Consider the following 19,191-nt stretch of genomic DNA (forward strand, 5'->3'; position numbering starts at 1 on the left):
TTGGTGAGTTTTCCCCGTCTTTTCTACATTAAAGTTAGTGCTCTGGACATGCATCTTCAACTCCAGCTTCCTCATACTTGCTAATGCGCGACGATTTGTTTTTTCAAACGCCCCGATTGAATTCCATCCATTTCACCGCGTAATCGACTAGTTCCTTAACGGGCATGAGCTTGGCGTCCGCAGCGCCTACTTTTCCGTTGCGGACAAGCCCAGTCTCCCGTTCAAAAGCTTCACCCAGCGCATTAAAGTCATCCGATTCAAATTCTATATCCTCAAATTCAACCCATTGCCTTTCGCCATTTACGAGAAACGGCGCTCCATTTTTCGTTTCCTGTTTCCCTTTATAGCTCGCGCGATATTCAGCCAAGTGCAGCGTCGTATTGCGGTTGTAACCCACGCCTAGAAGAAGAATGGATCCTTCTGCTTCGTAAAGCCGGGCGAGCGGGGTACATTCGCCTAAGCTATAGCCGAGGCTATGCTCAGCTGTAAGGCTATGCTTATTAGCCCCCCAAGCAGCAAATGAAACTTGGGGATGATTGCTCCGTACGACCCCGTTTTGTTTTCTGAAGGCTTCATTTATTGCCCCCATGCCGTAACAAGGAGTAAGGTCGGCAGCAAATGCAGGCATCGTATCTCGAATAGGCTGCCACCACGCTTCCTTAACGGGAGGTCTGCGCCAATGGGCAGGATCGGAAAGATCATTCGTATGTGTGGGCATGATAAGTGTCCCCTCACGGCCCAAGCGCTCCTCCACCGCTAGGATGACAGCGACCGCACCTCCCGATACGAATCCTCCGAGCGCCTTCATAGAGGAGTGCATCATAACTGTCATCCCCGGCTGCACGCCTAAACTTGCTATATCCGCTTTCAACGTTTCGGTTGTCATGAACAAACCTTGTATTTCTTGCATCTCTTCCATAATAATCACACCTTCAAATTTGTAATCTTCTAAGGAACAGGTCATCAGTAGCTTATCCAGCTATGCCACTTGAGCTATCCGTCAAACGAAATGCCCGTTTTCATTATAAGTTTTTTCCTGTTTAATGTCCCACTCCTACTCACAGGCAAAAGAACATGTTGATGTAAGATGGTCTTTGCTTACGAGCGCCATAGCAGGAACCGATCCGGTCTGCCTATCACAACGCTATTCATTGCATGCTCTCGGCTTCAAAGGATGTTCTAGCGTTTCCTCATTTACGCCCTTGCGATATAATAGAATAAGCCACCATCGAACGTTGAAAACAAACCACACACCGCTACACGCCAAGACCGTTTTGTTTCACAAAACTAAGCTGATGCTTACGAAGCAAGTTTTGTTTCACAAAACTAAGCCGATGCTTACGAAGCGAGTTTTGTTTCACAAAACTTTAAGGAGAGTTTAAATGGACATTATTGAAATTGTTACGGATTTGATTGATGAGGATACGGATCAGCCTCGGTACCAGTTTGACGAGGAAGCGCTGCAGGAATTAATGAAGAGCATCGATGAAATTGGCCTGCTCTCGCCTATTAAAGTAAGAACGACAGCAAATGGACGCTATAAAATCATATATGGCAACCGACGTTACAAAGCGAGTAAAATGCTTGGCCGTCCGACGATTCCGTGTATCGTCTCAACGGTTACTGACGAAATGGAAATCTATTTGGAGCAAATTGCCGAAAATTTGACACGCGAAGGCTTTTCGCCGATTGAAGAAGCTGAGGCGTTCAATAAGCTGCTGAATGATCCGAAGTTTCGCAGCTCGACCAAATTTTTATCCGCTAAGCTAGGTAAGCCGGAATCGTATATTAAAAACAAATGCGAGCTGCTCAAATTCAGCAATGCGGTAAAAAGGCTGATCGTCGGCGGCACGGAGATTAAGAAGGATAAGCTGACCGAGGATCAATTGCTGCCTTTGAAGGATTTGCCGATGGAGCACCGTGATCCTTTGGCGCTCATTGCTGCAAGAGATGAGCTTCCTGTCAGCGACGTAAAAAAGATCGCCAAACTATTTAAAGACAAAACCATATCGGACAGTACGAAGGACAAGCTTCTATTCAAATCAGGCAGCGGCCTCATTGAAACCTGGTCCACCCATGAGCAGAACAAAGCGGAACGGGCCAAACCGCCAGCCGAGCCGAAAGCAGCGCCAGTCAAAGCAGATAAACAATCGAAACCAGAACCTGAAGCAGCACAAATCAGCCCACCCAAAAGTGCTTCAAACGCTACCTCGATTGAGCTTGCCATTCAGCAGCTGGCTGCAGCAATACCAGCTCACAGCTCCTTGTCGGCGGATGTGCTTGAATCGATTGGATCCATTCAAGCAAGCGGCCAAGTTCCTTTTATTCAAGGGGTTAACGAGCTAATTTCTCGTTTGGAGTCCCATTTGGCAGAATGTAAAACAATCCGCGAGCTTGCCAGCGCCAAGCTGCAAACCGTAGGCTCAACAGAATCATAATTAACGATGGAGCGGCATTACAATCTAATGGATTGTTAGGGAACCGCAATCTCCTCCCCATTTACCAGACCGTTTCATTTTGATTTGCATCTTTGAGAATCTCTAAAAAGAATGAAGGCTATGTTGTAGCGCATACAACATAGCCTTCTTTAGGTTTTTACAGCAAACTAGCCCATGTTACTCTACTGCTTTAAGAACACATACGCGCTTACAGCACCAAATCCAGCCGCCTTCCACGCTGTTTTCACTCTGTTAGCACGCATAGGTTCTTACCGCACACTAATTCACGTTACTCCAGCTCTATAAGAACACATACGCGCTTACAGCATCAAATCCAGCCAACTTCCACACCGTTTTCACTCTATAAGCACACATAGGTTCTTACAGCACACTAATTCACGTTACTCCAGCTCTGTAAGAACACATACGTGCTTACAGCACCAAATCCAGCCAACTTCCACACCGTTTTCACTCTATAAGCACACATAGGTTCTTACAGCACACTAGTCCACGTTACTCCAGCTCTGTAAGAACACATACGTGCTTACAGCACCAAATCCAGCCAACTTCCACACCGTTTTCACTCTATAAGCACACATAGGTTCTTACAGCACACTAGTCCACGTTACTCCAGCTCTGTAAGAACACATACGTGCTTACAGCACCAAATCCAGCCAACTTCCACACCGTTTTCACTCTATAAGCACACATAGGTTCTTACAGCACACTAGTCCACGTTACTCCAGCTCTGTAAGAACACATACGTGCTTACAGCACCAAATCCAGCCAACTTCCACGCCGTTTTCACTCTATAAGCACACATAGGTTCTTACAGCACACTAGTCCACGTTACTCCAGCTCTGTAAGAACACATACGTGCTTACAGCACCAAATCCAGCCAACTTCCACGCCGTTTTCACTCTATAAGCACACATAGGTTCTTGCAGCACACTAGTCCAAGTTACTCCGACTCTGTAAGAACACATACGCGCTTACAGCACATTAACCCACGTTACTTCTAGCTCTGTAAGAACTCATATGCGCTTACAACACCAAATCCAGCCACCTTCCACGCTGTTTTCACTCTGTTAGCACACATAGGTTCTTACCGCAAACTAATCCACGTTACTCTACTGCTGTAAGAACACATACGCGCTTACAGAACCAAGTCGAGCCACCTTCCACGCCGATTTCACTCTATAAGCACGCATAGGTTCTTACCGCACACTAATTCACGTTACTCCAGCTCTGTAAGAACACATACGTGCTTACAGCACCAAGTCGAGCCAACTTCCACGCCGTTTGCTCTCTGTTAGCACGCATAGGTTCTTACCGCACACTAATTCACGTTACTCCCACTCTATAAGAACACATAGGTTCTTACAGCACACTAGTCCACGTTACTCCAGCTCTGTAAGAACACATACGTGCTTACAGCACCAAATCCAGCCAACTTCCACGCCGTTTTCACTCTATAAGCACACATAGGTTCTTACAGCACACTAGTCCACGTTACTCCAGCTCTGTAAGAACACATACGTGCTTACAGCACCAAATCCAGCCAACTTCCACGCCGTTTTCACTCTATAAGCACACATAGGTTCTTACAGCACACTAGTCCACGTTACTCCAGCTCTGTAAGAACACATACGTGCTTACAGCACCAAATCCAGCCAACTTCCACGCCGTTTTCACTCTATAAGCACACATAGGTTCTTACAGCACACTAGTCCACGTTACTCCAGCTCTGTAAGAACACATACGTGCTTACAGCACCAAATCCAGCCAACTTCCACGCCGTTTTCACTCTATAAGCACACATAGGTTCTTACCACACACTAATCCCAGCTACTTCATCCACCTAGGTGCCCACCAGTTCCATTTGCCAAAAAGGCTCATTAAGGAAGGGACCAGCACGATCCTCACCAGCGTTGCGTCAATAAAAATGGCCGCCGCTATCCCTACTCCAAGCTGTTTCACGCCCGCGACCTCGCCGAAGGCAAACGGAGCGGTTACCGTGATCATAATCGCTGCCGCTGACGTAATCACTCTCCCTGCGGCAGCAAGCCCTTTTACGACAGCGTGCTCATTTTTGCCCGTGCGGCGATACTCCTCATAAATTCGCGACAAGAGAAACACGCCATAATCCATGCTGATGCCAAAGACGAGCCCGAAGATAAAGACCGGGATCATAATCGCAATGGTGCCTGGCTCCATGCCAAGCCGTCCCTCCACAAAGATCCACGACATGATTCCAAAGGCTGCGCTAATGGTCAGCAGGTTGAGCAAAATCGTTTTCAAGGCAACGACAACGGAACGGAATGCGGCAAAAAGCACAAGAAAATTTGAGGCAACCAGACATAAGAGAACATAACCGAGGCTGCCAAAAATCTGATCGAAAACCTCTTGCTCGTATTTAGCTTCCCCGCCAAGATAAAAGACTAGCGACGAAGAGCCTCCCCGTTTTTCCCACGCTCGAAGCCAGTCCCTGGTTGCACTTGATGACGATTCGCCTGCGACCGTCACCTGAAACAGCAGGCGGTTATCCTTCCATATTGGCCGCAGCTCCGCTTCGTATTTCTTCTTTTGGAGTGGTCGCTTTGTGAGTTCATACAACCGTTCGGGCGACATTTGAAGTGCGGAATAAACGGATTCGACTCGAATGACAGCTGCATCGCTTTCTAATTGCTCCGCGATTCCATAAGCTTCCTTCCAATCAGACAGCCGCTGAAACCCCGTATTCCCTTCCACGATGACCCATACGGTTGATGTGTTCGGCTGCTCAAACGAAGCACGATAAGCGTCAGAAGCCGTCCGAGAGAGATAGCTTTCCGGCAATGAACGCGCATCAGGCACTTCAACTTTCATGCTGCCCAAAGGGATCAAGCATATCAGTAGCAAACCGCCGCCTAAGAGGCCTGTGACAGCAGCCCGCCGCATCATTAATCGACCGGTTTTTTCCCAAAGGGAAGTTCTAGAACCGGCTTTAGAATAATGGTCCCGCTTGTAGGACGCTGGAAAGCAGATCGCTAGAAGGGCAGGCAACAGCGTAAAGGACAGGACAAACGAAACCGCCACCACGGTCATTGCCCCAATCGCAACGGAGGAAAACATCGTTAGCGGAATCCAAAGCATGCTCAGCAAGCCCAAAAAAACACAGGCCGCCGATACGAAAATAGCCCTCCCGGCCGTATTGATGGAAATCGCCAATGCCTTGTCTGGCGTTGTTTTTCCTCTCAGCTCCTCACGGAACCGGCTGACCAGCATAAGCGCAAAATCAATGCTAAGCGCGAGTCCTACCATCGGAATCACATTTAATACGAAATTGGAAAGCGCCAGCTTCGTCCCTATGCCGTACATGAGGCCCATCGCAACCGTCACACCTGTCACGCCGATGATTATGGGAAGCAATGCAGCGGTAAACCTGCGAAAGGCGAACCATAATAGAAGAAACGCAAACGGGATGCCAATAAGCTCAGCCTTGGCCAAGTCTTTGTGGCTCGCCTCGTTCACATCCGCTTGGACGACCGATTTTCCGGTCAGTTGTGTCGTAATGCCCTTATAGGAGGGCAATTGTTGTTTCAAATGCTCCATTGCGTCTCCCATCCGATATGGAGGATCGCTGAATGACAGGAGCGCATACGCATGATTATCCTTCATCATCCCTTGCCGCTCAAGCGGCGACACAATACCAGTAAGCCCGTCCATCCCGTTGATTTGAAGCAGGGCTTGCTCAATAAACCAGCGGAAGCGCGCCTCGGCAACCTGATCCGTTTTCTGGAACAGCAGCATAACGGGCTTGTCTGGAATGCCAAACTCTGAAGCAAGCAGCTGCTGCGCTTTGGCATATGAACCACTCTGCGGATTTAAACCATGATCCTGCAGCACGGAATCGAGCTTGAGCGCATAATTGCCTGACAGGAGGAGCATAATCATCCAGAAAAAAATGACCGTCTTCGGATGGCGATAAGAAAATAGTGCGATCCCTTGCATGCCCATCATTATGCTCCTCCCAGCCTTTATTTGCTCGTTCTACATGCCATCTACATCGGAAACGGCTTTAGTCTGGTCGCTTGAATAAGCGCTCTCGCCGCGCCCGGGGCCAGTCTTGCGGCATGGGGCAGGCACGCGGCAAGCGCTGGCATTTCAACCACCCGCTGCAGCAAGCCGCCCCAGCGCAGCGGTCCCCTAAACTCCTCCGTGATAGAGCGTGCATAGTCCTGCTGCCATTGCCCCAGCGAGGATTGCCCGCGCAAATAGCGGTCCGCCAGCGGAACGCATAATGCTGCCGATCGCAGCGCCATAGACATGCCGTCTCCGCACAGCGGCGGAATCATCGTCGCTGAATCCCCAAGGAGCGGAAGCTGATCCCAGGCCACCGGCTTGCGGTTTAGGTAAACAGGCGCTACAGCAGCCTGTGCTCCCGGAACGGGCTCAGCGTCCTTCAGCTTCTCGTAAAGCTTGGCATTGCGCTGCGCTGCTCCATAGATGATGGAGAGAATCGATTTTCCCGCATTCGCCGCTGTCCCCCGTTCCAGCAGCGCTGAGGCGTTGACGACCCCGCCTTCCACGGGGCATAAGCCCAAATAACCGCCGCGAAAAAAATAAAGCTCCACAATCGGCTCCATCTTCACGCCTCGAAAATGGGATTTAACTCCAACATAAGCAGCCTTCCCGGCAGGCTGCCTTTGATAACCAGGAAGCCCTGCCCGCTGGTTGGCTCCCCATGCCCCAATGACCGCTCTTGCTTCAAAAACATTCATTTCACTGCCCTGCTTTGTTTCAATGAGGTAACCACGGTCGGTTGTGCGCACGGCTGTCACAGCCGTCCCCGTCTGAAGGACGGCACCCGCATGCAGCGCGGCTTGATGAAGTCCTTCATCCAATACATATCGGCTTAGCCCCCACGCCCTGGCGGGAAGCTCGATCTCCGTCTCAGCCCCATTTTCGAAAATAAGCTTTATTCGCTCAATCTCGCAATGCCCAAGTCCCGAAACCGGTTCGCTAATGCCTAAAGCTTGCAAAGTGCTTTGTGTCTCCGGCGAAAGAAACTCCCCGCACACCTTATGCCTCGGAAACGTCTGACGGTCGAGCAGCAGCGTTTCCCAGCCTTTGTCGGCCAGCGCCTTGGCTGCGCTGCTTCCCGCGAGTCCGGCACCCAGCACAGCTACATCGACCTTTCCAGGTACTTTACTCAAGCCCATCAGTTGTACGTTCCTTCTGCTTCTCAATGATGACCGAATAGCGAAACAAAGGCCGCCACTGGCAGTTGATGCCGGATAAGCCAAGCTTCTCCCCAAGTCGCTTCCAATCCTCCGTGCGAAAACCTTTCGCTACCGACAACGGACCGTCGTTCAAAATATACCGATTGGATGAGATCATGCGAGTCGTCAGCCAAACCGCAGACCAAGCCAGCCAGTGGCGGTGGATATCGTTAATGACAATGCCGAGCCGTGCTGCTCCAAGCATGCTTGCAACCGCATCCGGCAGCTCCTCGTCCGGGAAATGATGCAACAATTGCGTCGCTGTCACAATATCCGCACTGTCCTTAGGCAATGTGAATAAGTCACCCTGTTTAACCTGTACCCTTGGCTCTTTTTGAAAAAAAAGCCTAGCCTCCTCGCATGCCTCCTCCGTTACGTCAACTAGCGTAATCGCCAGCTCAATGTTCTGCTCGTCCGCCCACCTAAGCAGCCGCCGGTTTACGTCACCAGAGCCCGCGCCAACATCAAGAACAGACAACCGGCTTGGCTTATTGGCCTTCTCCCACAGCTGCTTAATGCCATAAAGCGTTGGGGCCGATGCTGCAAAAATGCGATTTAATAGACGGAGCTGACGCAGCGCTTCATGAAGCTCTTCACCCCCGATGGTGAAATCGTCCATGAGCTCCGCCGACTCCGCCCGGTAGCGCAGACGGTTAGACATAAGCCTCACCTACAGGCTGCTCCTGGGCTAAAACCGCGGGTACATAAGCAATTTTTATCATTTCTGCCGTAAGGCCGGGCCCGAATGCGAGCGCTATGCCGCTGGCAGCTGCTGATCCTATGTCCTGCAGATGGCTTCTCATCGCTTGCAGCACAAACAAAATGGTAGCGGATGAGACATTGCCGTAATCCCTTAGCACGCCAAGGCTATGTGCAGTTTGGCTGTCGGATAGACCAAACTCGCTTTGAAGGTTATCGACAATCCCTTTCCCGCCAGGATGGATCGCCCATAGCTCCAGCTCTTCGTCTCCGCATAACCGCTCCACCTCTGCCGGGATAAATTCGCCAATCAGTCTCGGAATATGTGGGGAGAGATATAAGTCAAAGCCATGGTTGCCCACCTCCCAGACCATTTCCTCAGCACAATCCGGCAGCAAGACGGAGTGCTCCTGTCCAAGCCTGAATAACGGCTTATGATGGAGCTTGCTCGAGCCGATCACACAGGCGGAGGCCCCATCCCCAAAGAAGGAAGCGGCAAACAAAGACTCGCGATCGCCTGAAGGCTGGATATGGAGCGTACAAAGCTCCACGCATACGACTAATACATTCGCATGACTGTCATTGTTCACGATTTGCCGCGATAGGCCAATCGCCTTCAGGCCGGCAGCGCAGCCTAGAAAATTAAGCGGAATTCTGGTTACCGTGGAGGCCAGCCCTAATTCATGAATTAGCACCGCATCCATACCGGGCAAAAACTGCCCCGTGCAGCTGACCGTAATCAGATGGGTAATCGCCGAGGGCTCTACGGCTCCATCTGCCAAGGCTTGTCTTGCCGCTTGCAATCCAAGCGGCACCGACTCCCGCTTATATACAGCCATGCGTTCCGCCGTAGAAGGTGCATCCGCAGGAGAACCGCTTGGCAAGTAGCGGCAGTCCGCTGCTTCCTCGAGCAGGTTCGGCTCGCAAGTGTACCGGCTTTGCACGCCGCACTGCTTAAAGATTCTTCTCCCCCAACGCGCGGAGTCCGGCTTGTCGCTTAACGCTTCCACAAGCCTCCTTGCAGTATCAGCTTGATCCAGCAAATATGGCGGTACGGCCGTACCTATGCCTAATATTGCAATACTTGAAGTTGTAGGCGTCATCTCGTTACATCCATCCTCTCTAGACCTTCCTAAACTTATCCTTGCAATCCACGGCGGCCGATCCGCCTGCTCATTGCCTCAAACGGACAAGTTTCCTGCTTTTAGAAAGTCTATTCCAAGCATCTTTCCGATATGTATAAGAATATTACAACGATTTCCAAAGATTTGTAATGAACTTGAAATCTAATTTTCATCTGGTTTTAATGAAAGCCGCCTATAATAAAAACAACCCCCTTTTGTAATATATATAGTGAAGACCCACAGCACCGAATGCTGTGGGTCTCTTTTTGTTCAAAATAAACGAATGAGTTGGCAAAACAACCAAAACTAAATCCTTTATTTCACTTTAAGCGACTGCTCGTATACACGCAGCAATTCTTCCACTGGGATATCGTTAATTTTCATCCCCGCCAGATTGCACTGCTGCAGGCTTACATTGGAGAGATTGCAGTCCTTTAATTCACTGCTGCTCCAATCGCATCGTTCAAACCGGATCGGCTGCTTCCCTTGGCCAAGATTCGTGTCATGGATATAAGCACCGTCCAAAGAAACAAAACCGATCTCGCTGTTGCTCAGCCTAAGATCAGCTAGCAGCGCTTGCGTAAGATTCAGGTTCATCCATTTGGAGCCGCTCAGGTTACAATCCGTAAATCTGCTGCTCTTCATATTGCTGTTGCTGTATACGCCGCTTTCCATGTTCATATTGTAGAAATCGGCTCCACTCATCGCGCAGTTCTCAAAAGAGGCCTGCGTTAGGTCCCGATCTTCGAATCGAGCGTGCTCTGACTCAGCTGGGATGCCCACTTGTTTCTCGAAGCCAAACTCCCAATCGGAGGCATAGGTACGCACATAACCCGCCTTTTCATAAAAACGGTGATTGCTTAGCTGCTTGCTCGAGGTTTCCAGCTTCCAAATCGATACGGCGGGAAACAGCGCTTCAACGAGCGCGAGAACCCACGACCCGAGACCTTTCCCCTGAAAGCCGGGAGCAATAAACAGCTTGTCTACTCTCGCATGCCTGCTGCCTGCATAATGAATGTTGATCCCGCCGATGATTTGCCCTTCAAACAGGATGGAGAAATAATCCGAATGCCTTATCGCAAAGGCATGCATCTCAACGGAATCGTAGCCAGGCGGGCAAAGATTATTATCCGGTGTTGCATCCACTGAAAGCCATTTTGCCCTTTCGTTATCGAAGGTTATTCGCATCAGGCCAGCCAATGATTCAGCATCCTCCAGGGTCGCTTTGCGCACGATTAAGGAATCCATTTCGCCCACTCCCTTCCAAATCCACTTCTCCAGCTGAAAATAATCGTATTCCACTTCGTCAGACAGCCGGACACGCTTTAGATGCTGAAAGCCTGCTTTCTCGACGACTCGCCTCGACGCTCCATTAAACGGCTTAACGATGGCAGTAATTTGTTCAAGCTCTGTTTTCTGAAAAACGAACGAGAGGATCGCTTCAACCGCGCTTGTGCTAAAGCCTTGGTTCCGATAATCCTTGGAAATAGCATACGCCACCTCCCTGACCGACGGGTCTAGCAAATCATTGGGAAATACGCCGCACCAGCCGATCAGCCGTTTGTCGTTATTATGCTCTACGGCTAACAATATCCGCACATCAGCGGGGTTAAACTGCTCATAGCTCCCAATAACAAAACTCATGAAATCATTTAATTGCTCCTTCGTCATATCCCAGTCTGGCAAAATATCGGTAATTTCGGGTTGCCTGGTCAACTGGTAAAGCTCGTCGAAGTCCTGTATGGCAAATGGCCTTAAGGTAATGGCCTCTGTTTCTATCGTTAAGGAATGGCTCACTTGTAAGCACCTCTTATTATTATAGTTAGGATGATATCGTTCAAAAAAAGCGAAGCGCCTCAATCAAGGTTTATCGTCATGGACGGGACAGCGTAACGAGCACAACCTCCGGCCGGTTGAATAACCGCTGCGGAATGATGCTGTTTCCGAGTCCGCGGCTGACGATCATCGTGGCCCCGTCTTCCTCATATTTTCCCCCGTCATACTTGGGGAGAAATCCTTGCCCGGGAGCAACCAGCCCGCCGATGAATGGCAGCCGGACCTGTCCACCGTGCGCGTGGCCGGAGAAAGTGACATCTATGCGATCCTGAGCGTATACGGAAAACAGCTCCGGCCGGTGAGACAGCAATACGGTATAGACATTCTCCGCACGGTCTACGCCCTCCAGAGCAGCTGCCATATGCTCATTTAGTCTAGCGACATCCCCATCCGCCTTATGGTTAAAGGTAGGATCATCGACGCCTGCGATCCGAATGAAGCCCTCGCCCAGCTTTACGAGCTCGCTTTGGTTGCGCATGACGTGCACGCCTAGTTCCCTTAAACTCTTGGCAAGCGGAGGGAATTTAGGGCCCCACTCGTGATTGCCCGTGACGTAATAAACGGGAGCCAGCTCGGTCATGTTGCGCATAAGCGTCAGGCTTGCTTCAGTCTCGTATTTTCTGCTGTCCACCAAGTCCCCCGTCATGACAATCAGATCAGGCCTCAGCTGCTTGACTTTGCGGGTAATCGTCTCCTGCTCCTTGCCGAAGGATTTGCTGTGCAAATCCGTTAGCTGAACGATGCGGTAGGAGTCGAAGCCCTCCGGCAGCTTGGATGAGCTTAGTTTGTATTTGGTAATGCCTATGGCGTTGTTCTCGAAATAAAGAAATATGAGGAGCGCGATAATCGAGAGTGGGGCATAAACGAGCAATCGCTTTTTCTTCCTTTTCATCACATCAAACTCCTTGCTTTCATGCTATGCACTGGCCATTTTAGTTCATATAGCAAATTTTTAATAGCGTCAATAACTGCAGCCGGCTCATGAATATGAATGGAGTGCCAGCTGCATTCAACGATAATCTGTTTTGTGCGGCGGGTCAAATGCAGCAGCTTCTGCTGATCCTGAAGCCATTCTTCGTTCTGCAGGCCTGCACTCAGGACAACAACAGGCAGGTCTTGGCTAAGCGGACGGGCATCCTTAAGCTGCCGCCCGCTTTCCGCTAGAGCAAGCAGCTCCGCATAAGCGGCTCGGTACGCCCCCGGGCGATAACCAAGCGCACGGACCTGAGCACCCCACTGAGCAGGCAGCCGCTTCGAGCCGATAGGCTGCTTTAACATTCTGGGAATGCCCAGCGGTGCCAGCAAATAGCCGAGCCTGTACCGCTTCCGGGAAGCCTTAAGCTGTTCTTGCCTCTGCACACTGCCCTGCTCCTGCAAGTAACGGTCCTCATGGGCAGCGTCGACCAGAACAAGGCCGCATGTCTCCTCCGGGTACTGCGAAGCAAACAATCTCATGATTAAGCCCCCATAAGAATGACCGACCAGCAAATAGGGCGGCGCCGCGCCAAGCGTTCTCAGCAGGGCCCGAAGATCCTCCACATAAGCGGCGCACGTTGGAAGGCTGGGCGACGCTGCGCTCCAGCCAAAGCCTGCTCGGTCATACGCAATCACGTTTGCCATTTCCGACAATGCAGGGACGACAAGCGACCAGTCAAGGGAGCAGCCGCCCATCCCTGCCTCCAAAACAATCGTGGGAGTGCCCTGCCCCGTAACATTTACATAAAGCTTGCGTGAGCCTATATCCGCCTGCCAGCCCTCTGGTTCATACTTCCGCTGCTCATGCGCAGTTACAAGGCACTGAGCAAGCGTCAGCGGAAATCCGATTACAGAGAGGAGCAGCCGGCTGCTCCGGTCTAATGCTGATATTTTGGGCATAGCCGATTACCTCGCTTTTATGTCATTACTTTGCCCTTTGCTTAGATAAATTCCACGATTGCCATTTGTCGTGATTCCGGGCATGCTCCTGCAAGAGCTCCACGACTTCATGTAACCCTTTTATTTCAGGATGCTTCTCTCGCAGCTTCAACAGCTGAGGCGCCGCATCCGTGGACAGCATGCCCAGATAACCTACATCAATATTGCCGGTCCGCTCGAAGCGGCCGATATTTTTCTCCGCGATTCTTGCATCAACATTCATATAATTCATCAGGACAAAGGCGATCACCGACACGCCAATATAGGCTTTGCCCATGGAGAAACGCTCTTTCCAAATCCGCAGCATGGCGATTGCGAGCAGCACGCCAAGGTACAGCATAAAGCCATGCACCAGCAATCTCGTTTGGGTAAAGCCGTAGGCTTCTTCATACAACGATAACCTGCTGTATGCTGACACAAGCATGACAATGGTACAGCCGATGAGTACCGTAAGCGACAGCTTGCGAACCAGCTCCGCGACAGCGGTTGTGCGCCGAATTAAATGGAGGCCGCACATCAGCAGCCCAACATTGATTAAAGCGACCATCACCAATTCGGCAAAGCCTCTGCGTGCATATTCCGCATACGCCGCCCCTTCGGGCAGCAGCCCGTTCGCCGCTCCAAACAAGTAGGAAAACTGAATGACGACAAACAACACATAAACGAGATTAATCGCAATTAGAAATGTGCCCGCTGTAAGGGGATCAAATTCGATTCGGCCCCTCGCATATAATGCGGAAGCTTGCGGAACTGGCGCGGACACGCTCGCCTGCTCCTTCGGATTCCTGAAGAGCAGCCCCCATATGTAGCAAAAGGCATAGCAGCCGATAAAGGCGCCCACCACGATCCGCCAAAAGCCGTTGCCAAAGGAGAAGTCCCCAAACAGATTCGGAATGCCCGACAGCCATGACATAAAAATTTCATCCGCCGAAGCGAGCAAAGAAACGACGACGATCAGAATCGGTGCTGAGATGAGCAGGCCAAGCAATATTTTGCCTACCTTGCCTCTGCCGGTTCCGCTCCCCTTCTCTTTATTTCGCAAACGATCCGTCAGCAGGGTAAATGGCACGCCAATGAAGGCGAATGGCTTCAATAGTGCCAGAAATAAAAGCTCGATATAAAAGACTCCCCTGTACCAGGGCTTTGTACTGCTGCTGGTCATCACTGCCGTTTGCGCAACAATCAGCGCGAATAAAGCAAAAAAGTTCAAAAACCGGAACAGAATGTTTGCGTAAAGCGTATACGTCAAGGCAAGCAAAAAAATAGGAATAAAGAGAAGCCAACCGGAGCTCGCCTGCCCCTGCCATTTTTCAAATCCGCCGAGCCTGCCTTGAACCGAATAGAAGAACAAGCCATAAAAACTAGCAACAAACACCATAACTGAAATACCGGCAGGTGCGCCAACGAACAAATACTGGCTTAGCAGACCGAACAAAAGGGCAAGAACAACCATTTTTTCATATCGTTTTTGCCATGGTGCAAGATCTCCCATACACGATCACTCCATTTTCAAAAACTCGATTTGTTAATTTCCTCCTTTTATTGTAACCTAGAAAACAAGAACAAAAAGTGTAAGTTATAATTGGTAAATTTCATATTTTAAGACGGGAGTCTTTTGCATGAAAATACGAAGGCATTACTTGGCATTAAGGTGTTCCTTTCCCGCTATTTCCGAGCATTCTCCCTTTGAAGCCACTACGCAGGAGCTGGCAAATTTGCTGGATTGCACACATCGGAATATGGTATTGCTGCTCAAGCGAATGCAGCAAGAAGAATGGCTCTCTTGGGAGCCTCGGCGTGGGAGAGGCAACCGCTCTGCCCTTACCTTCCTTGCCAGCAAGGAACAAATCGCTTTGCTTGAAGCGCAGGAAATGATGCAGAAGCAGGATTTACATTCGGCGCTGGAGCTGCTGCAGCAGGCAGAGGATTCTCCTCTGCTTCGTGATCAATTCCAGGAATGGCTATCTGGCCAGTTCGGCTTCCACTCCGAGGTGCAGGGCAAGCGGCGAACCGATATTTTGCGTTTCCCGCTTCCGCAAACGATCTTCTCGCTTGATCCGGCAGCCATTCATTATACGGGGGAATCCCATCTCGTCAATCAGCTGTTCGACGGACTGGTGCGCATCGACCCGAAGGGCGAGCAGATTCTACCTCACCTTGCCCATGCGTGGGAGGTGAATGAATCGCGGACGCGCTGGACGTTTTATTTGCGCAAAGGAATTATGTTTCATCACGGGCGCGAGCTCGATTCCTCGGATGTCAAATATTCGCTTGAACGGCTTAAGCGGCTGGCGCCGCAAGGCTTGTACAGCTGGGTTTATTCCAATATCGTCGCTATGGATACGCCGGATGACACGACTATCCGCATTCAATTGTCCGAGCGCAACGAAGCCTTTCTTCCTTTCCTCACGACTAATCGGGCATCCATTGTTCCCCAAGATGCGTGTGACGCAGCGGGTGATCATTTTGGCGATCGCCCGATTGGAACGGGCCCTTTCCGCTTCGCCGGAAATGAGCAAGGCGTCTGGATTTTGGAGGCGTTCGCCGCCTATTTTCAGGGGAGGGCATTCCTTGACCGGGTAGAGGTATGGACGGTGACGGGCGATAGCGCGCAGGATAATCATGCCGAGCTGCAATCCTTCCAGGTCATGCATAACGCAAGGCTGTCCGACACAGCTGCCGAACGCTGGCAGCAGGTTAGGCAATCCGGCATGACCTGCAAGTTCATAACAGTGAACGAGCAGAAGGATGGGCTTCTCGCAAATCCGGCCATTCGCGCCGCCATCGATCTTGCCATTGATCGGGTACAGCTGCTCCAACTGTTATCAGGGGACGTCATTGAAGGAGTAGACAGCTTCTGGCTTCATGGAGAGGAGCAAGCTGCCCCTTTCATCTATAGTCCCGCTGAGGTGAAAGCAAAGCTTGCCGAAGCTGGTTATAACGGAGAAACGCTCACTTTGGCAACGATACCGCAATACGCGGCCGATGCTAATAAAATTAAGCAAGTTTGCGCGCATTTTGGCGTCACCATTGAGATTAGCCTTATTGAAGCGGAGCAGTTTAAAGGACAGGCACGGATGTCAGCCGATTTTCTGCTGTTTGCGGTCATGCTCGACGAGCATCGGGAGCTGCGGCTCATCGATTTGTATAAGAGCATGCAGCAGCATGCCGCCCCTGAAACCTACAGCATGCTGGAGCTGAGCCTGCAGCAGATTTTAGCCGAGCCTGACGCGAAGGGAAGAATGGTTATTTTCCAAAGCATCGAAGCCGAGCTGAAACGCCGACACAGCCTAATGTTTCTTTACCGCAAGCATCTAAAGACCGCCTTTCATCACTCCGTCCGCGGGATCGCTCTCGAATCGCTGGGCTGGGTACGGTTCCGGGATATATGGTTCAGATAGCCTTCCTCGGATTAGATGGCAAAAATACCAAAAAGAGCAGCTGCATCGGGAAAACTCCCTCCTGCGGCTGCTCTTTTTGGTTACTTATTCAATGGAGACGGCGAAGACGCCGCTGATCTTCTTAAACTCTACGATCGCCTTGCCCGGCTCCAGCTTGCGAGGAACGACGATATGCAGCTGAACCTCGGTGAAATCCGCCTCGCCTTCGGAGGATTTACGCTCCAGCAGGCTCATCTTATGCGTCTTCATCGCATTCGCAATCAGGCTGACCGATATGTTTTCAAGCAGGTCAGGGCTATTCTCCGCCTGAATGACGAGCTTGCGGACCTTCTTGCTCCTCAGGAACCTTTTCTCAATAATGTTGAACACAAACAAATTAATCAGAACCAGCCCCGTAGCCGCAATCGTCGCAAAATAAAATCCAGCACCGATGCCAAGCCCGATGGAAGCCACGACCCAAAGCGAGGCTGCTGTCGTTAATCCCTTAATCGCTTTTCCCGTAAACATGATAGTGCCTGCGCCTAAGAAGCCGATGCCGGTGATCACGGCCGTTGCCAGCCGCGCGGGGTCTACCCGAACGTTCTCTTCCTTAATAAAATCCGCAAAGCCGTAAATGGACAACATCATAATAAGAGCCGAACCCAGACTGACCAAAATATGCGTACGAAAGCCTGCGGGATGATGGTTGAATTCCCGTTCAAATCCAATGAGACCGCCAAGCAGCACGGCAAGCAGCAATCGGATCAAAATCATGCTGTTGTCGATAAACCAAGGATTGTCCATGGCCTCTGCCAGCCTACAACGAAATCATCATTCGATTGCGCTTGCGGAAAATTGCCCATTCCTTGAAGCCGATCATTTTGAGCTGGTCGCGCACCGCCTCAAAGTGGTCACCTACACGCTCAGGTTCATGGGCATCCGAGCCAAAGGTCACTTTAATCCCATAATGCAAGGCGCGCTCCAGCACATAAGGACCTGGCACCCAGTTATCGTCAGAGGAATTGATTTCAATAGCAACATCATGCCGAGCGATCGTTTGAAGCATGGCATCCGCCATTTCTGTCCGAAGATCCGGATAGTCGGAGAAATAACGATTAAGCGCATCTACATGTCCTAAAATATCATATAGCCCTGAGCTGGCCGATTGCGCCACATAATCATAATATAAATTTTTCACTTCCAGCTTTCTTTGCGCTGTCAGTCCATCCCAGAACTCGGAATCGTACAAGCCAATTCCGCCAAACTCATGTACGGAGCCGATAACATAATCAAACGGCTGAGAAGCAAGAATATTGCGGTAAAGCTCCAGATGCTGCGGCAGAAAATCGGCTTCGATTCCGAGCATCACCTCGATTTGTCCTTGATACTTCTCTTTAAGAGAGAGAACCTCTTGAATATAAGGAACAAAGTCGCTTTTGGCCATACAGCCCTGCAGGGAAGGTCTGTCCTCTTCTGCCGCGAACAGTGGCGTATGGTCGGAAATGCCAATGATCGTCAGTCCTTTATCGATTGCAGCTTGGATATATTCTTCAACTGTGCCAACGGCGTGCCCGCAGCGGTCATGATGGGTGTGAAAATCAAATGTCATGAGTGTCCCTCCGTATGATGAAAAAGTAGGATTGCTAAAGGCTGGGGAAGTTCATTCCGAAGCGTTCATTAGCCTTTGGAGCCTGAAATAACGATGCCTTGAATGAAATATTTCTGGGCAAAGAAAAAGATAATAAGCAGCGGCAGCACAGCAACAAGCGAAGCCGCCATCAATAAATGCCATGGGGTTGCTCCGTAAGCGGCCGTGAAATTCACTAAGCCGAGCGACAGCGGATATTTCGCCCCATCATTTAAATAAATCAGCGGACCGAATAAATCGTTCCACCGCGACATCATCTCCAGAATGGCCGCAGTCGCAAAAGCTGGTGCGGACAGCGGAATGAGGATGCGGAAATACATGACAAAGTGGCTTCCGCCGTCGATTTTCACCGCTTCATCCAGCTCTCTGGAGATACCCAGATAGAACTGCCGCATCAGAAAAATCGTAAAGGCGCTTGCCGTAAAAGCTGGAATCACGAGCGGAAGATAGGTTCCGGTCCAGTGCAGCTTATTAAACAGCAAATACTGAGGAATGAGCGTAACCTGCGACGGAATCATCATCGTGCTGAGCACCAAGCCGAATAACAAGATGCTGCCGCGCGCCTTCATGCGGGCAAAGGCGAATGCAGCCATGGAGGACGTAATGACCGTTCCAACGACCGTTATCCCCGTATACCAAATGGAATTCCACAAATAATTCCCCATCGGCGCATCGATAAAGATTTGCTTATAGTTGGCCCATTGTATTTTGGCAGGTATCCATACCATCGGCACTTTGTGTATGTCTCCAGGCGACTTCAAGGAAGTGGAGAGCATCCAGAATAACGGAAACGCGAACAAAATAGCTCCTGCGCCCAAAAGAATATAAACGAGCAGCTTCTCAGCAGGCCGCAGTTGCCCATGGATATACGTTTTTCGTTTCATTGGC

14 protein-coding genes are annotated in these 19,191 nt (G+C 50.5%); 2 read left to right on the forward strand and 12 right to left on the reverse strand.

The features are described 5' to 3' along the window. Window positions 1–103: 103 nt before the first annotated feature. On the reverse strand, window positions 104–919 hold the full coding sequence (locus FJQ58_RS10900) for an AAC(3) family N-acetyltransferase (RefSeq protein ID WP_420799827.1): 816 nt from the start codon (window positions 917–919) through the stop codon (window positions 104–106). A gap of 463 nt (window positions 920–1,382) precedes the next feature. Between FJQ58_RS10900 and FJQ58_RS10905 the strand changes: the two genes are divergently transcribed. After that, complete coding sequence (locus FJQ58_RS10905; RefSeq protein WP_139993226.1) at window positions 1,383–2,438, forward strand: ParB/RepB/Spo0J family partition protein; 1,056 nt, start codon at window positions 1,383–1,385, stop codon at window positions 2,436–2,438. A gap of 1,848 nt (window positions 2,439–4,286) precedes the next feature. Here FJQ58_RS10905 and FJQ58_RS10910 read toward each other — a convergent pair. From FJQ58_RS10910 to FJQ58_RS10945, 8 genes are all read right to left on the reverse strand, one after another. After that, window positions 4,287–6,440, reverse strand: a complete 2,154-nt coding sequence (locus FJQ58_RS10910; RefSeq protein ID WP_238403975.1) for an MMPL family transporter — start codon at window positions 6,438–6,440, stop codon at window positions 4,287–4,289. A gap of 41 nt (window positions 6,441–6,481) precedes the next feature. Beyond that, entirely contained in the window at window positions 6,482–7,642 is a 1,161-nt protein-coding gene (locus tag FJQ58_RS10915) for an NAD(P)/FAD-dependent oxidoreductase (RefSeq protein WP_139993228.1), read from the reverse strand. After that, entirely contained in the window at window positions 7,629–8,363 is a 735-nt protein-coding gene (locus FJQ58_RS10920) for a methyltransferase domain-containing protein (RefSeq protein ID WP_139993574.1), read from the reverse strand. Before FJQ58_RS10920 ends, FJQ58_RS10915 begins: the two co-directional genes overlap by 14 nt. Further along, complete coding sequence (locus FJQ58_RS10925) at window positions 8,356–9,504, reverse strand: type III polyketide synthase (protein WP_139993230.1); 1,149 nt, start codon at window positions 9,502–9,504, stop codon at window positions 8,356–8,358. Before FJQ58_RS10925 ends, FJQ58_RS10920 begins: the two co-directional genes overlap by 8 nt. Window positions 9,505–9,840: 336 nt before the next feature. Then, a complete protein-coding gene (locus tag FJQ58_RS10930; protein WP_162341431.1) occupies window positions 9,841–11,322 on the reverse strand; it encodes a GNAT family N-acetyltransferase in 1,482 nt (493 codons plus the stop codon). A gap of 76 nt (window positions 11,323–11,398) precedes the next feature. Then, on the reverse strand, window positions 11,399–12,253 hold the full coding sequence (locus FJQ58_RS10935) for a metallophosphoesterase (protein WP_139993234.1): 855 nt from the start codon (window positions 12,251–12,253) through the stop codon (window positions 11,399–11,401). Next, the gene (locus FJQ58_RS10940; protein ID WP_139993236.1) at window positions 12,253–13,236 is read right to left on the reverse strand and encodes an alpha/beta fold hydrolase; all 984 of its coding nucleotides are present in this window, start codon (window positions 13,234–13,236) and stop codon (window positions 12,253–12,255) included. The genes FJQ58_RS10935 and FJQ58_RS10940 overlap by 1 nt, the downstream gene beginning before the upstream one ends. Window positions 13,237–13,261: 25 nt before the next feature. After that, window positions 13,262–14,767: a DUF4153 domain-containing protein gene (locus FJQ58_RS10945; RefSeq protein ID WP_139993238.1), complete on the reverse strand. Its 1,506-nt coding sequence runs from the start codon at window positions 14,765–14,767 to the stop codon at window positions 13,262–13,264. Between the two features lie 127 nt (window positions 14,768–14,894). Between FJQ58_RS10945 and FJQ58_RS10950 the strand changes: the two genes are divergently transcribed. Further along, complete coding sequence (locus FJQ58_RS10950; RefSeq protein WP_139993240.1) at window positions 14,895–16,676, forward strand: ABC transporter substrate-binding protein; 1,782 nt, start codon at window positions 14,895–14,897, stop codon at window positions 16,674–16,676. Window positions 16,677–16,760: 84 nt separating this feature from the next. On the opposite strand, the gene FJQ58_RS10955 is transcribed toward FJQ58_RS10950, so the two are convergent. The 3 genes from FJQ58_RS10955 to FJQ58_RS10965 form a co-directional block, all read right to left on the reverse strand. Further along, window positions 16,761–17,459, reverse strand: a complete 699-nt coding sequence (locus FJQ58_RS10955) for an MgtC/SapB family protein (RefSeq protein ID WP_139993242.1) — start codon at window positions 17,457–17,459, stop codon at window positions 16,761–16,763. 13 nt (window positions 17,460–17,472) lie between these two features. Continuing rightward, window positions 17,473–18,264: a histidinol-phosphatase gene (locus FJQ58_RS10960; RefSeq protein WP_139993244.1), complete on the reverse strand. Its 792-nt coding sequence runs from the start codon at window positions 18,262–18,264 to the stop codon at window positions 17,473–17,475. A gap of 68 nt (window positions 18,265–18,332) precedes the next feature. Next, entirely contained in the window at window positions 18,333–19,187 is an 855-nt protein-coding gene (locus tag FJQ58_RS10965; protein ID WP_139993246.1) for a carbohydrate ABC transporter permease, read from the reverse strand. Window positions 19,188–19,191: the final 4 nt, after the last annotated feature.

The organism is Paenibacillus paridis (assembly GCF_006345825.1).
GTDB classification, from domain to species: Bacteria; Bacillota; Bacilli; order Paenibacillales; family Paenibacillaceae; genus Pristimantibacillus; species Pristimantibacillus paridis.